Genomic DNA, 13,869 nt, shown 5'->3' on the forward strand with positions numbered 1-13,869 from the left:
ATCCCCGCGTGCCTCAGCACACGTTGCCCAGGTCGATGCCGCGGGCGCGCAGCCAGTCGACCGGCTCGATCTGCCCGCCGTACATGACGCCGCGGGAGTGCACCTCGAAGTGCAGGTGCGGCCCGGTGGACTCGCCGCGGTTGCCGACCTCGGCGATCTCCTCACCGGCGCGCACCCGCTCGCCGGCGCGGACGAAGTACTTGTTCACGTGCCCGTAGACGGTGACGTACCCGTCGTCGCCGAGGATCCAGACGGCGTAGCCGAACCCGCTGGCGGTGCCCGCGCGCTGCACCACGCCGCCGTGAGCCGCGTAGATGGGCGTTCCGATCGGAGCCGCGATGTCGACGCCGCCGTGCAGCGTGCCCCAGCGGGCGCCGAAGCAGCTGGACACCCGGCCCGACGTCGGCTTCACGTACGGGCCGGACGAGGCGCCTCCCCCGCCGCCCGAGCTCCCGTTGCTCACGGGGGACCGGCTGGGTGCGTTCCGGGCGGCCGCCGCGGCCGCCGCGGCCTCGGCCGCCGCGCGCTCGGCCGCCGCCTTCTGCGCGGCCTCCTCGGCCGCCTTCTGCTGCTGCCACTGCTGGTGGGCGTTGCGGGCGCCCTGCATCTGGAGCAGCGCGATGTTCGCGGCCTCGAGCTGGGTCTCGTAGGCGTCCTTCTGGGCCTCGATCTCGGCGTAGGCCCCCCGCTGGACGGCGACCTGCCCGTCGGCCTGCGCCTTGGCCGCCGCTGCCGTCTCCTCGGCCGCGGCCATCTCGTCGCGCGCGGCGCGGGCGCCCGCCTCCGCCTCGGCCTGCGCGACGCGGGCGACCTCCATGTCGGCCAGGACGTCGACCTTGTTCGCCCCGACGTAGTCGAGCATCGCCGCGCGCTGGATCAGCTCGGCCGGTCCCGTGGCGCTCAGCAGCACGGCCGAGGTGCTCATCGACGCGCCCTGCATGTAGCTGTCCCGCGAGAAGGCGGCGATCCGGACCTGCGCGGCAGCCACCGCCTCGGCGGCCACCTGCAGCTGGGACGCGGCCTCGTCCGCCTTGCCCTGCGCCACCTGCAGCGCCTCGTTGGCCGCCTCGTAGGCGGTGCCGGCCGCCTCGGCCTGCACGCCCAGGCGCTCCAGCTCGGCCTCGGCGGTCGCGACCAGACCCGCGATGCGGCCCACCTCGGCGGCGGCGGCGTCCTGCTGCGCCTTGGCGGCACCGATCTCGCTGTCGCTGGGGTTCGGCGGCGCGGGCGGCACGGCGAGGGCGGGCGCGGCGGTGACCACGAGCGCCGTCCCGGCCAGGATCGCCACCAGACCGGACCGCAGCGAGCGGGACCGACGGGCCTGCGGACGCGCGGTCGTCGGGATCGACGGACGGCGCTGGAACATGACGGGCTCCCGGGGAAGGGGAAGGGGGTGACGTGCTCGACGAGAGTCGCAGCGTCACCGCCAGTCACAAAGGCAACACGCGCACCATCAGACGCGCCGCGTCAACTTCGTTCAGTCACCGTCTCGGAACCGTCGGTATGTCGACAGGATCAGGTCGACGGCCGCTCGAGCTCGTGCGCCAGCTGGTCCAGCTCCGCCCCGCCGGCCATCAGCCGGGTGAGCTCGTCCCGGCTCACGTCGGCCTTGGCGAACTCGCCCAGGCTGCGTCCCCGGTTGAGCACCAGGAAGCGGTCCCCCACCGGATGCGCGTGGTGCGGGTTGTGCGTGATCAGCACGACGCCGACGCCCCGGTCCCGCGCCTGCGCCACGTACCGCAGGACCACGCCGGCCTGCTTCACGCCCAGCGCCGACGTCGGCTCGTCCAGGATCAGCACCCGGGCGCCGAAGTGCACCGCCCGCGCGATCGCGACCGACTGCCGCTCGCCGCCCGACAGTGTGCCCACGGGCTGGTCGGGATCGCGGATGTCGATGCCCATGGCGGAGAGCTCGCGGCGGGTGGCGTCCTTCGCCCGCGCCGCGTCGAACCGCCGGAAGGGCCCCCAGCCGCGGGTGGGCTCCGCCCCGAGGAAGAAGTTCCGCCAGATCGCCATCAGCGGGATCATCGCGAGGTCCTGGTAGACCGTCGCGATGCCGGCGTCCAGCGCCTCGCGGGGCGAGCCGAAGTCGGCCGGCCGCCCGTCCAGCAGCAGCTGACCGCGGTCGGCGCGGTGCACCCCGGAAAGGATCTTGATCAGCGTGGACTTGCCCGCGCCGTTGTCGCCGAGGACGCAGGTCACCTCACCGGCGCGCACGGTGGTGCTGATGCCGTCCAGGGCGATGACCGAGCCGTAGTCCTTGCCCACGTCGCGCAGCTCGAGCAGGGGGGCCGTCATCGTCGGGCCGCCTCGGCGTACCGCCGGACGAGCCGGTTGGCCAGCACCGCGAGCAGCAACATGGCCCCCAGGAAGAAGTAGAACCAGTCGGCGTCCCAGCGCAGGTACGGGATGCCCAGCTGGGTCATGCCGAAGATCAGCGCGCCGAGCGAGGCGCCGATCGCCGAGCCGAAGCCGCCGGTGAGCAGGCAGCCGCCGATGACCGCCGCCACGATGTAGATGAGCTCCTGCCCGGTGCCGGTGTTCGCCTGCACCGAGGTCAGCCGCACGGCCAGCGTCGTCCCGACGAACCAGGCCGCCGTCGACGTCGTCATGAACAGCGCGATCGTCGTCCGCCGCGCGGGGACGCCGACGTTGCGGGCGGCGACCTCGTCACCGCCGGTCGCGAAGACCCAGTTGCCGAAGCGGGTGCGCAGCAGCACCCAGCTGGCCACGGCCGTGAACAGCACCCACCAGAGGACGGCGACGCGCACCTCGGCCCCGAGGATCGTCATGCGCGAGGCGAACACCCACTCGGCGCTCGCGTACCCGGGCACCGAGGCCAGGCCCGTGGCGGTCACCGTGCCGGTCAGCAGTTTCGTCAGGCCCAGGTTCAGGCCCTGGAGCATGAGGAAGGTGCCCAGCGTGATGATGAAGCTGGGCAGGCCGGTCCGGGTCACCAGCCAGCCGTTGAAGAAGCCGAGCAGCAGGGCGACGACCAGCGAGACGCCGATGGCCACCCAGATGTTCTGCTCGTACTCGACGGCGACGATCGCGACGGTCAGCGCCGTCGTCCCCGACATCACGCCGGCGGAGAGGTCGAAGTGCCCGCCGATCATGAGCAGGGCGACGGCGACCGCCATGATCCCCAGCGTCGAGGCCGGGTCCAGCCAGTTGGCGATGCCGCGCGCCGACCGGAAGACCTCGGACTGCACGGCGAAGAACGTGAAGACCGCGATGGCGCCGACCAGCGCCCCGAGCTCGGGTTTGACCAGCAGCCGGCGCAGCGGGCCCACGGCGGACAGCCGCTCGTCGGCCCGCTGCGTCGATGGGCCCCCCGCCGCCCCGGCCCCGGGGTCCGCCGGGACGGGCGCCATCGCGGTGCTCAGCGCGTGCCGGCCGAGGCCAGGTCGGCGATCTCGTCGACGTTCGTGGCATCGACGATCCCGGGGCCGGTCAGAACCGGCTGGCCGCCGCCGACGGTGTTGAGGTTCTCGGCGTAGAGCTTGAGCATCACGACCGGCAGGTAGCCCTGCTCGTACTGCTGCTGGTCCACGGCGAAGGCGATCGAGCCGTCCTGGATGCCGCCGATGACGTCCTGGTTGAGGTCGAACGTGGCGATGCTGGCGTCGGAGCCGGCGTCCGCGGCCGATTCGACGGCCACCGCGGCGACGGCCGAGTTCAGCGCCAGGACGGCGTCGATGGTGGGGTCGCTCTGCAGCTGCGAGGTGATCGTCGACTGCGCGCCGGTCAGGTCGTTGATGTCCACCTGCACCGGGGTGACCGTCGCGCCCAGGCCGGTGGCCGCGCCCGCGCAGCGCTGCTCGTGGCCGATGTTGCCGGCCTCGTGGATGACGCACAGCACGTTGCTCGCCCCCTCGGCGGCGAGCTCGCGGCCGGCTCCCTCGCCGGCGATCGTCTCGTCCTGGCCCACGTGGCCGATGGCGCCGAACTCCGTCGAGCGGTCCCCGCCGGAGTTGATGGTGACGACCGGGATGCCCGCGGCGACCGCGGACTCGACCGACTCCTGGAGGGCGTCCGGGTTGGCCATGGAGACCACGATGCCGTCCACGCCCTGGTTCACCGCGGCGTCGATGAGCTGCGCCTGACGTTGGGGGTCGCCGTCGCTCTGGTAGTCGACGTCGACGCCGAGGTCCTCGCCGGCGGCCTCGGCGCCGTTCTGGACGACGTCCCAGAACGCGTCGCCCGCCGAGCCGTGCGTGATGACGGTGACGCTCAGGTCGCCGTCGGATCCCCCGCCGGCGTTCGCGGAGCCGCCGTCGTCCGAGTCGCCGCCGTCGGTGGTGCACGACGCGAGCAGCAGCGGCGCGGCCAGCGCGAACGCGAGAAGTCGCCTGGGTGCGGGCATGGGAGTCCTCCTGTGTGCCACGGTGCGGCAGAGCGGGCGCTGCCCTCCGTCGGGTGTCCAACGGGACATGATGCCTGCCCGGACGGCGCCGGTCCTGTCCGGCCGGTGCGACGCTCCGGCTGGTCGAGGGTGCGTTCTACCCTCGGCGCCGTGGACATTCTGGGCTCGGGCCACGAGCAGGTCGTCTTCTGCAGCGACCCGGGCTCCGGCCTCCGGGCCGTGATCGCGATCCACTCGACCGCCCTCGGCCCCGCGCTCGGCGGCACCCGGTTCTACCCGTACGCCACCGAGGACGACGCCGTCGCCGACGCGCTGCGGCTGTCGCGGGCCATGTCCTACAAGAACAGCCTGGCCGGTCTCGACCTCGGCGGCGGCAAGGCGGTGATCATCGGCGACCCGCGCACGGACAAGACCGAGGCGCTGCTGCGCGCCTACGGCCGCTTCGTCGAGGCCCTCGGCGGGCGCTACCTGACCGCCTGCGACGTCGGCACCTACAACGCCGACCTCGACGTCGTCGCCCGGGAGACGCGCTTCGCGCACGGGCGCTCACTGGCCTACGGCGGCTGCGGCGACTCCTCCGTGCTCACCGCCTACGGCGTGTTCCAGGGCATGCGCGCCGCGGCGGAGCACCGCTGGGGGACGCCGTCGCTGGCCGGGCGCACGGTCGCGGTCGCCGGCGTCGGCAAGGTGGGCTCCGAGCTGGTGGACCTGCTGGCCGCCGACGGCGCGGAGCTCGTGGTCACCGACGTCGACCCGGCGGCGGTCGACCGCGTGCGCGCCCGCCACCCGCAGGTACGGGTCGCGGCCGACACCGCCGAGCTGGTCGGCATGCCGCACGACGTCTACGCACCCTGCGCCCTGGGCGGGGCGCTGGACGCGGCGACCGTGGCGACGCTGCCGGCCCGGATCGTCTGCGGCGGCGCCAACAACCAGCTGGTCACCCCGCGGATCGCCGACGACCTGCTCGCCCGCGGGATCCTCTACGCGCCGGACTACCTGGTGAACGCCGGCGGCGTCATCCAGGTCGAGGACGAGCGGCACGGCTTCTCCTTCGAGCGCGCCCGGGAACGGGCCGCCGGCATCTTCGACGTCGCCCAGCGGGTGTTCCGGACGGCCGATGCCGACGGCGTCTCCCCCGCCGTGGCGGCCGACCGGCTGGCCGAGGAGCGCATCCGCTCGGTGGGCCGGCTGGCGACCATCCGGCTGCCCCGCTGACCTGCCCGGACCCGGCCGTTTCCACGCTCGGGGAGGGGACGTGTGCCCGCCGCGGATCCGTGTCGTAATGTTGGCCAGGACATAGTCACTCAGCCGGGGTCGCCACGCGGGCCGTCAAGCCCACGGGCTGGACGCCAGCACTCCGTAGCGAGGGGGTCGAGCCGATGGGGCGCGGCCGAGCGAAGGCCAAGCAGACACGCGTGGCCCGTGAGCTCAAGTACAGCTCACCGAACACCGACCTCACCGCTCTCCAGCGGGAGTTGGCCGGATCGTCGTCGACCTACACCGCGCCGAGCGCGGCAGCGGACGACGACGAGGACGAGGACGACGAGTACGCCGACCGCTGGGCCGCGGACGACGACTCCGGGGACGACTGGGCGGCCACCCGCTGACGCGGCGACGCTGATCCGGTCCAGCTGACACGACGCACCGCCTTTCCTGCGGGGGAGGCGGTGCACTCGTGCGTCGTCGTCCGGACCGCGAGCGGACTTTCTGCACCGAAAGTCCGGCACCTCTGCGGACTTTCTGCACCGAAAGTCCGAGCCGTCAGCGGTAGGTGCCCACCAGGCGCGCGGCCGGGGCGTCGTCGTCCGTGCGCACCTGCAGGGTGCCGGCGATCCAGGAGTCGATGCCTGCGGCGGTGAGCTGCGCGACGACCGCGTCGGCCACGTCGGGGGCGACGGCGGCGACCATGCCGACCCCGCAGTTGAACGCGCGCTCGGACTCCTCGCGCGGGACGCCGTGCTCCTCCATCAGCCGCACCGCCGTCGGGAGCGCCCACGTGCCGCGGTCGAGCACCGCCTGGAGCCCGTCGGGCACCACCCGCGCGGTGTTGCCGGCCAGCCCACCGCCGGTGATGTGGGCGAAGGCGTGCACGTCCTCGACGCCGTGCCGCGCGACGAGCGCCAGGCAGTCCAGCGCGTAGATGCGGGTCGGCTCGAGCAGCTCCTCGCCCAGCGGGCGGGTCAGCCCGGCGGGCGTGGCGTGCAGGTCGAGCCCGGCGGCCGCGACGACGCGGCGCACCAGCGAGTAGCCGTTGGAGTGGAAGCCGCTGGAGGACATGGCGACGACGACGTCGCCCGCGCGCACCCGCTCAGGTCCCAGGACGGCGTCGGCCTCGACCACGCCCACCGCGGTGGCCGCGAGGTCGTACTCGTCGGCGTCCATCAGGTCGCCGTGCTCGGCGGTCTCCCCGCCGACCAGCGCGGCGCCGGCCAGCGTGCAGCCGGTCGCGATGCCGGTGACGATCGCGGCGATCCGCTCGGGGACGACCTTGCCGCAGGCCACGTAGTCCTGGAGGAACAGCGGCTCGGCGCCGCAGGCCACCAGGTCGTCGACGACCATGGCCACCAGGTCGATGCCGACGGTGTCGTGCCGGTCGAGCTGCCGGGCGAGCGCGATCTTGGTGCCGACGCCGTCGGTGGACGAGGCGAGGAGCGGCTTCCGGTACTTGGCGGTGTCCAGGGCGAAGAGCCCGGCGAAGCCGCCGAGCCCGCCGACGACCTCGGGCCGGTTGGTCCGGGCGACCGCCGACCTCATCAGCGTGACCGCGCGCTCTCCGGCGTCGATGTCGACGCCGGCGGCCGCGTAGGTGAACTCCTGGCTCACGGCCGCAGCAGAGCGTCCTCGGCACCACCGGGGACGGTCGCGCTGCCGGCCTGCTGACCGGTCCAGCCGGTCAGGGCACGGCTCTCGATGCCCTCGAGCACGTGCTTGCCGAGCACCTCGGGCTGCTCGAGCGGGATCGGGTACTTCCCGGTGAAGCAGGCGGTGCACAGCCGGTTGGCGGGCTGCTCGGTGGCGGCGATCAGGCCCTGCTCGGAGACGTAGCCCAGGGAGTCGGCGTTGATCGAGGCGCGCACGCCGTCGATGTCCAGCCCGTTGGCGACCAGCTCGGCCGGGCTGGCGAAGTCGATGCCGTAGAAGCACGGCCACTTCACCGGCGGCGAGGCGATGCGGACGTGCACCTCGACGGCGCCGGCCTCGCGCAGCATCCGGACCAGGGCGCGCTGGGTGTTGCCACGGACGATCGAGTCGTCGACGACCACCAGTCGCTTGCCGCGGATGACGTCGCGGAGCGGGTTGAGCTTCAGCCGGATGCCGAGCTGCCGGATGGTCTGCGACGGCTGGATGAAGGTGCGCCCGACGTAGGAGTTCTTGACCAGCCCCAGGCCGTAGGGGATACCGGAGGCCTGCGCGTACCCGACCGCGGCCGGCGTCCCCGACTCCGGCACCGGGATGACCAGGTCGGCCTCGACCGGGTGCTCCTTGGCCAGCCGCCGGCCGATCTCGACGCGGGCGGCGTGCACGCCCCGGCCGGAGATCGTGGTGTCGGGGCGGGCGAGGTAGACGTACTCGAAGACGCAGCCCTTGGGCTGGGCGGTCGCGAAGTGCTGGCTGCGCAGCCCGTTCTCGTCGATCGCGATGAGCTCGCCCGGCTCGACCTCGCGGACCACCGAGGCACCGACGATGTCCAGCGCGGCGGTCTCGCTCGCCACGACCCAGCCGCGCTCCAGCCGGCCCAGCACCAGCGGGCGGACGCCCTGCGGGTCGCGGGCGGCGTAGAGGGTGTCCTCGTCCATGAACGTGAGGCTGAACGCGCCGCGCAGCTGGGGCAGCACCTCCATCGCGGCGGCCTCGACCGAGAGGTCGGGGCGGGCGGCGATGAGCGCGGTGATCAGGTCCGAGTCGTTGGTCGCGACGAACGCACCCGGCACCCCGGCGTCGGCGGCCTTGACGGCCAGCTCGGCGGTGTTGACCAGGTTGCCGTTGTGGCACAGCGCCAGGCCGGTGCCGGCCTCGGTGGTGCGGAACGTCGGCTGGGCGTTCTCCCAGGTGGAGGCGCCGGTCGTGGAGTACCGCGTGTGGCCGACCGCCTGGTGGCCGCGCAGGCTGCCCAGCGTGGCCTCGTCGAAGACCTGGCTGACCAGCCCGAGGTCCTTGTAGACGACCACGGAGGTGCCGTCGGACACCGCGATCCCGGCCGCCTCCTGACCGCGGTGCTGGAGGGCGTACAGGCCGAAATAGGTCAGCTTCGCGACCTCTTCACCCGGCGCCCAGACACCGAAGACGCCGCAGGCGTCCTGAGGTCCGGGGTTGTGGGGGTCGAGGTCGTGCGTGAGCCGTCCATCACCGCGAGGCACCCGCCCACCGTACCGGCGCGCGGGCCGATGCCCAGCCCGGGAGGAGTGGGGCGGGTCACCCTGCGGCGTGTCCGTGCAGCTCACCAGCCGTGTCGCGGGCCGGGAACCCGTTGCCGGCGGTGCGCGTTGACCGTGGTCCGTCGTCGCTCCCCGGAGGTCGCTCGTGCCCGTCGCCTCGCTCACCCTGCCCTCCCCCGCCGCCCAGGCCGAGCGCCTCGTCGCGCTGGGCGTGCACGAACGGGCGGGGCTCCCCGCTGCCGACCTGCGGGCCGCGGCTGTCTCCGCCGGCGGCGACGCGCTGCTGGTCGTCCACCCGACCCTGGCGCCGGCGTCGGTCCTGGCCCCGCTGCTCTGCCTGGACGAGCGGCCCGGCTTCGTCGTCGAGGACATGACCGACGTCGACGCGTTCGGCCCGATCCCAGGGGTGGAGGTCCCCGACGGTCCGGTCTACACCGTCGCCGGCCCGGACCGCGGCGACGAGCTGGCGAACTGGAGCCCGGACGAGGCGCTGCCCGCGATCGTCGAGGCGGGTCGGACGCCGCTCACCCTGACCGAGGGGATCGCCTGGCTGTTGCAGTGCCCCGACGTGCTGGAGCGCACCGCCTGCTTCATGACGATCGGCTCCCGCCTGCGGAAGCCGAACGGCCGGCTGGACTCCCGCACGCCGGCGCTGTGGATCAGCAACGGCACCGGCCGGGACGGCAGGGCCCGCCGGGGCGCACCGAAGGTCGGCTGGTGCTGGGCGGGCAACCGGCACACCTGGCTCGGCTTCGCCTCCGCCGCCCGCCGCGACCCGCTCGCCGGCTAGTCCAGGTTGCGGAGCTCCCCGGCGATCGTGGTGTCGTCGCCGTGGCCGGTCTTCACCACCGTGTCGCCGTGCAGGCTGAACAGCTGCGACCGGATCGAGTCCAGGATCGTCGGGTGGTCGCTGAACGAGCGACCCGTGGCGCCGGGGCCGCCGCAGAACAGCGTGTCCCCGGTGAAGACGGTGGTGAGGTCCGGGGCGTGCAGGCAGGTGCTGCCCGGGGAGTGACCCGGCGTGTGCAGCGCGGTGAGCGTCGTCCCGGCGACGGTGAACCGGGTGCCGGCGGTCAGGTCCCGGTCGGGCGTCGCGTCGGCATGGGTCATGTCCCAGAGCATCCGGTCGGCCGGGTTGAACCAGATCTCCGCGCCGGTGGCCTCGCGGAGCGCGGGGGCGGCGGTGATGTGGTCGTTGTGCCCGTGCGTCAGGACGATCGCGGTGACCGTGCGGCCGCCGATCGCCTCGACGATGGGGGCGGCGTCGTGCGCGGCGTCGATGACGAGCACCTCGGCGTCGTCCCCGACCAGCCAGACGTTGTTGTCGACGTCGAAGTCCTGCCCGTCGAGGGAGAACACGCCGCTGACGACGACCTTCTCGATCCGCGCGGTGCTCACTTGTCGAACACCACGACGGAGCGCAGGACCTCGCCCTTGTGCATCTTCTCGAACGCCTCCTCGACGTCCCCGAGGCCGATCGTCTCGGAGACGAAGGCGTCGAGGTCGAAGCGGCCCTGAAGGTAGAGGTCGACGAGCATCGGGAAGTCGCGGCTGGGCAGGCAGTCGCCGTACCAGGAGGACTTGATCGAGCCGCCGCGGCCGAAGACCTCGGTGGCCGGCAGCGTGATCTCCATGCCCGGCGTCGGGACGCCGACCATGACGACCCGCCCGGCGAGGTCGCGGGCGTAGAAGGCCTGCTCGAAGACGGCGGGGTGACCGACCGCGTCGATGGCGACGTCGACGCCGAAACCGCCGGTCAGCGCCCTGATCGCCTCGACCGGGTCGGTCTCCTTCGAGTTCACCGTGTGCGTGGCGCCGAACTTCTCGGCCCACGCGAGCTTGGTGTCGGAGATGTCGACGGCGATGATCGTCGTCGCCCCGGCGAGCTTGGCACCGGCGATCGCGGCGTCACCGACGCCGCCGCAGCCGAAGACGGCCACGCTCTCGCCGCGCTGCACCGCACCGGTGTTGATCGCCGCGCCCACGCCGGCCATCACGCCGCAGCCGAGCAGGCCCGCGGACGCCGGCGGGGCGGCCGGGTCGACCTTCGTGCACTGGCCGGAGTGGACCAGCGTCTTCTCGGCGAAGGCGCCGATGCCCAGCGCCGGGGAGAGCTCCGTGCCGTCGGCCAGCGTCATCTTCTGCGCGGCGTTGTGGGTGGCGAAGCAGTACTTCGGCTCGCCCCTGAGGCAGGCACGGCACTGGCCGCAGACGGCCCGCCAGTTGAGGACCACGTAGTCGCCGACCGCCACGTTGGTGACGCCCTCGCCGACCGCGGCCACGGTGCCGGCGGCCTCGTGGCCGAGCAGGAACGGGTAGTCGTCGTTGATGCCGCCCTCGCGGTAGTGCAGGTCGGTGTGGCAGACCCCGCACGCCGCGATGTCGACGACGGCCTCGCCCGGGCCCGGGTCGGGCACCAGGATCGTCTCGATCGTGACGGGAGCACCCTTGCTGCGGGCGACGACGCCCTTCACCTCGTAGGCCATGGGCCGAGCCTAGGCGGGCAGCGCCTCCGCGGCAGCCCGGCCCCCGACGGTCACGCGAACGTCACGGATCCCCGTTGAACGGGCGCGCAGACCACCGCCGTCGTACGTTGCCAAGCGGCTGTGACACACACGACAGTGCGCAGCCGGGTCGCGTCCGACCGGCCGCACCGCCGCCCGTCCCCGGAGGTCCCGTCCGTGGCCGTTCCCAGCTTCCTGGCCCGCGAGCGCATCATCGCGCGGCCCGGCTTCAACCGGTGGCTGATCCCACCGGCCGCCCTCGCCGTCCACCTGTGCATCGGCCAGGCGTACGCGACCAGCGTCTACAAGACCGCGCTCGTCGAGCACTTCGACGCCAGCCTCACCTCGATCGGCATCATCTTCTCGATCGCGATCGTGATGCTCGGCCTGTCCGCCGCGGTCTTCGGCACCTGGGTCGACCGCAACGGCCCGCGTGCGGCGATGGCCACCTCCGCCGCGTTCTGGGTGACCGGCTTCCTCGTCGGTTCGCTCGGCATCGCCACCGAGCAGCTGTGGCTGCTCTACCTCGGCTACGGAGTCATCGGCGGCATCGGTCTGGGCATCGGCTACATCTCGCCGGTCTCGACGCTGATCAAGTGGTTCCCCGACCGCCCGGGCCTGGCCACCGGCATGGCGATCATGGGCTTCGGCGGTGGTGCGCTGATCGCCTCGCCGCTGTCCCGCCAGCTGATGAACTTCTACGACGCCGACTACGACGGCACCGCCGGCACCGTGCCGAGCGGCGAGTCGGTCGCGCTGCTCTTCCTGACCCTCGCCGTGCTCTACGCCCTGTTCATGAGCTTCGGCGCCCTCATCGTGCGGGTGCCGGCCGACGGCTGGAAGCCGGTCGGGTTCGACCCCTCGACGGTCAAGCAGAAGGCGCTCGTCACCACCGACAACGTCTCGGCCAACAACGCGATCAGGACGCCGCAGTTCTGGCTGCTGTGGATCGTGCTGTTCTGCAACGTGACCGCCGGGATCGGCATCCTCGAGCAGGCCGCACCCATGATCCAGGACTTCTTCCGCGACGGTGAGACCTCCGCGGTCACCGCCGCGACGGCCGCCGGTTTCGTCGGGCTGCTGTCGCTGTTCAACATGGGCGGCCGCTTCGTGTGGTCCACCACGTCGGACTACATCGGCCGCAAGCCGATCTACATGGTCTACCTCGGCGTCGGCATCGCGCTCTACGTCGTCCTGGCCACGCTCGGCAGCTCCGCGACCTGGATCTTCGTCATCACCGCCGCGATCATCATCAGCTTCTACGGCGGCGGGTTCTCCACCGTCCCGGCCTACCTGCGCGACCTCTTCGGCACGTTCCAGGTCGGCGCCATCCACGGCCGGTTGCTCACCGCGTGGTCGGCTGCCGGTATCGCCGGGCCGCTGATCATCAACGGCGTGCTGGACCTGGCCGAGGGCGAGCCCGGTGAGCTGGTCGCCGGGGACTACCGACCGGCGCTGTTCATCATGGTCGGCCTGCTGGTGATCGGCTTCATCGCCAACCTGCTGGTCAAGCCGGTGGCGGCCAAGTGGCACGAGCCGACGTCCCCACCCTCCCCCTCCACCCAGGAAGCGAGCGCCGTCCGATGAGCTCCTCCGCATCGACCCCCGCCTCGAGCGGCAGCCAGCAGCCCACCCACACCCCCACGGGACTCATCGCGTTCGCGTGGACCCTCGTGGGCGTACCGCTGGCCTACGGGCTGTACCAGACGGTGAAGACGGCGAGCTCGCTCTTCGGCGGCTGAACCCGGCGCTCGACCGGTCCCCGACGCCCTCGCCCGCATCCCGCGGGCGGGGGCGTCGCTACGAGCGCTGGCGGGCCTGGATCCGGGGGTCGGGGAGCGCCCCGGCCACGCCGTGCCCGATGAGCCCGTCCCGGTCGTACATCCACGTGGTGCCGAAGGCGACGCCGTCGTGACCGAGGTGGCCCGCGCTCTCCATCCCGATCCACTCGCCGCGGGGGTCGCGGGCCAGGTACAGGGTCACGTCGGTGTTGATGAAGGCCAGCCCGTCGCGGCCCGAGTTCGACAGCGGGTTGGTGAAGTCGGCCATCAGGGCCGCCCGCAGCAGCGGGGTGAGCGGCTCGCCGGCCACGAAGTCGGCGGTCTCCCGCATCCACACCCGGCCCGGTCCGGGCGCGCCCCACTCGTTGATCCGCCGGATCTCCCACGACATGGCCCCGCTGGGCCCGCCCTCGATCGCCTCGGGCGGGGGCACGTCCCACGGCTGGGGCGTGAACGGCTCCGAGTCGGGGTGCTCGGAGCGGCGGAGCAGCACGGCCGAGCCGTGCAGGACCTCGACGCCGTCGGCCAGCACGCTCACGTCGACCGCGCGCAGCCGGCGACCGTCACGGGTGCGCCGGGTCTCCACGAGCAGCGGGACCATCGGCACCGCGCGGACCATGTCCACCGTCATGCGGGAGAGCTGGAACTCCGGGTCCGCGGCGTCGCGCTGGACACCCCAGCCCACGAGCCCGCCCATGTGGTGACCGTTGAGCATCTCGTCCGACCACGGGCTGGCCGCCGTCGGCGAGGGCACCAGCCGGTCCCCGTCGGGCGTGAACGACGCCTGCATGACACCTCCGTGCGAGTGGCGGCCCGTCCGCCCGGGTGTCGAGCATGCCCGA

At 73.0% G+C, this 13,869-nt stretch carries 14 protein-coding genes; 5 read left to right on the forward strand and 9 right to left on the reverse strand.

The features are described from left to right. Positions 1-13: 13 nt before the first annotated feature. The 4 genes from CRP29_RS18350 to CRP29_RS18365 form a co-directional block, all read right to left on the reverse strand. Positions 14-1,366, reverse strand: coding sequence for a M23 family metallopeptidase (locus CRP29_RS18350; protein ID WP_097196524.1), 1,353 nt, complete (start codon positions 1,364-1,366; stop codon positions 14-16). Positions 1,367-1,515: 149 nt separating this feature from the next. Next, positions 1,516-2,298, reverse strand: coding sequence for an ATP-binding cassette domain-containing protein (locus CRP29_RS18355; RefSeq protein WP_097196525.1), 783 nt, complete (start codon positions 2,296-2,298; stop codon positions 1,516-1,518). After that, positions 2,295-3,374, reverse strand: a complete 1,080-nt coding sequence (locus CRP29_RS18360) for an ABC transporter permease (protein WP_097196526.1) — start codon at positions 3,372-3,374, stop codon at positions 2,295-2,297. The genes CRP29_RS18355 and CRP29_RS18360 overlap by 4 nt, the downstream gene beginning before the upstream one ends. An 8-nt stretch (positions 3,375-3,382) precedes the next feature. Continuing rightward, positions 3,383-4,366, reverse strand: coding sequence for a sugar ABC transporter substrate-binding protein (locus CRP29_RS18365; RefSeq protein WP_097196527.1), 984 nt, complete (start codon positions 4,364-4,366; stop codon positions 3,383-3,385). A gap of 150 nt (positions 4,367-4,516) precedes the next feature. On the opposite strand from CRP29_RS18365, the gene CRP29_RS18370 reads away from it, so the two are divergent. Beyond that, positions 4,517-5,581: a Glu/Leu/Phe/Val family dehydrogenase gene (locus CRP29_RS18370; protein WP_097196528.1), complete on the forward strand. Its 1,065-nt coding sequence runs from the start codon at positions 4,517-4,519 to the stop codon at positions 5,579-5,581. 164 nt (positions 5,582-5,745) lie between these two features. Further along, on the forward strand, positions 5,746-5,973 hold the full coding sequence (locus CRP29_RS18375) for a DUF3073 domain-containing protein (protein WP_091982312.1): 228 nt from the start codon (positions 5,746-5,748) through the stop codon (positions 5,971-5,973). A gap of 154 nt (positions 5,974-6,127) precedes the next feature. On the opposite strand, the gene purM is transcribed toward CRP29_RS18375, so the two are convergent. Both purM and purF read right to left on the reverse strand, forming a co-directional pair. Next, complete coding sequence (gene purM, locus CRP29_RS18380) at positions 6,128-7,189, reverse strand: phosphoribosylformylglycinamidine cyclo-ligase (RefSeq protein ID WP_097196529.1); 1,062 nt, start codon at positions 7,187-7,189, stop codon at positions 6,128-6,130. After that, entirely contained in the window at positions 7,186-8,724 is a 1,539-nt protein-coding gene (gene purF / locus CRP29_RS18385; protein WP_097196530.1) for an amidophosphoribosyltransferase, read from the reverse strand. The genes purM and purF overlap by 4 nt, the downstream gene beginning before the upstream one ends. Positions 8,725-8,887: 163 nt before the next feature. Here purF and CRP29_RS18390 point away from each other — a divergent pair, with 163 nt between their 5' ends. Continuing rightward, positions 8,888-9,532: a DUF5701 family protein gene (locus tag CRP29_RS18390; protein ID WP_176523039.1), complete on the forward strand. Its 645-nt coding sequence runs from the start codon at positions 8,888-8,890 to the stop codon at positions 9,530-9,532. Here CRP29_RS18390 and CRP29_RS18395 read toward each other — a convergent pair. Next, on the reverse strand, positions 9,529-10,140 hold the full coding sequence (locus CRP29_RS18395; protein WP_097196531.1) for an MBL fold metallo-hydrolase: 612 nt from the start codon (positions 10,138-10,140) through the stop codon (positions 9,529-9,531). The two genes, CRP29_RS18390 and CRP29_RS18395, sit on opposite strands and share 4 nt — an antisense overlap. Next, entirely contained in the window at positions 10,137-11,228 is a 1,092-nt protein-coding gene (locus CRP29_RS18400) for an S-(hydroxymethyl)mycothiol dehydrogenase (RefSeq protein ID WP_097196532.1), read from the reverse strand. Before CRP29_RS18400 ends, CRP29_RS18395 begins: the two co-directional genes overlap by 4 nt. A 195-nt stretch (positions 11,229-11,423) precedes the next feature. Between CRP29_RS18400 and CRP29_RS18405 the strand changes: the two genes are divergently transcribed. Both CRP29_RS18405 and CRP29_RS22880 read left to right on the forward strand, forming a co-directional pair. Next, positions 11,424-12,833, forward strand: a complete 1,410-nt coding sequence (locus CRP29_RS18405) for an OFA family MFS transporter (protein WP_097196789.1) — start codon at positions 11,424-11,426, stop codon at positions 12,831-12,833. Beyond that, positions 12,830-12,988, forward strand: a complete 159-nt coding sequence (locus CRP29_RS22880; RefSeq protein ID WP_176523033.1) for an MFS transporter small subunit — start codon at positions 12,830-12,832, stop codon at positions 12,986-12,988. Before CRP29_RS18405 ends, CRP29_RS22880 begins: the two co-directional genes overlap by 4 nt. Positions 12,989-13,046: 58 nt before the next feature. Here CRP29_RS22880 and CRP29_RS18410 read toward each other — a convergent pair whose 3' ends face one another. Next, a complete protein-coding gene (locus CRP29_RS18410; RefSeq protein WP_097196533.1) occupies positions 13,047-13,817 on the reverse strand; it encodes an acyl-CoA thioesterase domain-containing protein in 771 nt (256 codons plus the stop codon). Between the last annotated feature and the right edge of the window lie 52 nt (positions 13,818-13,869).

Origin of the sequence: Blastococcus aggregatus (assembly GCF_900221005.1) — a bacterium.
GTDB lineage: Bacteria > Actinomycetota > Actinomycetes > Mycobacteriales > Geodermatophilaceae > Blastococcus > Blastococcus aggregatus.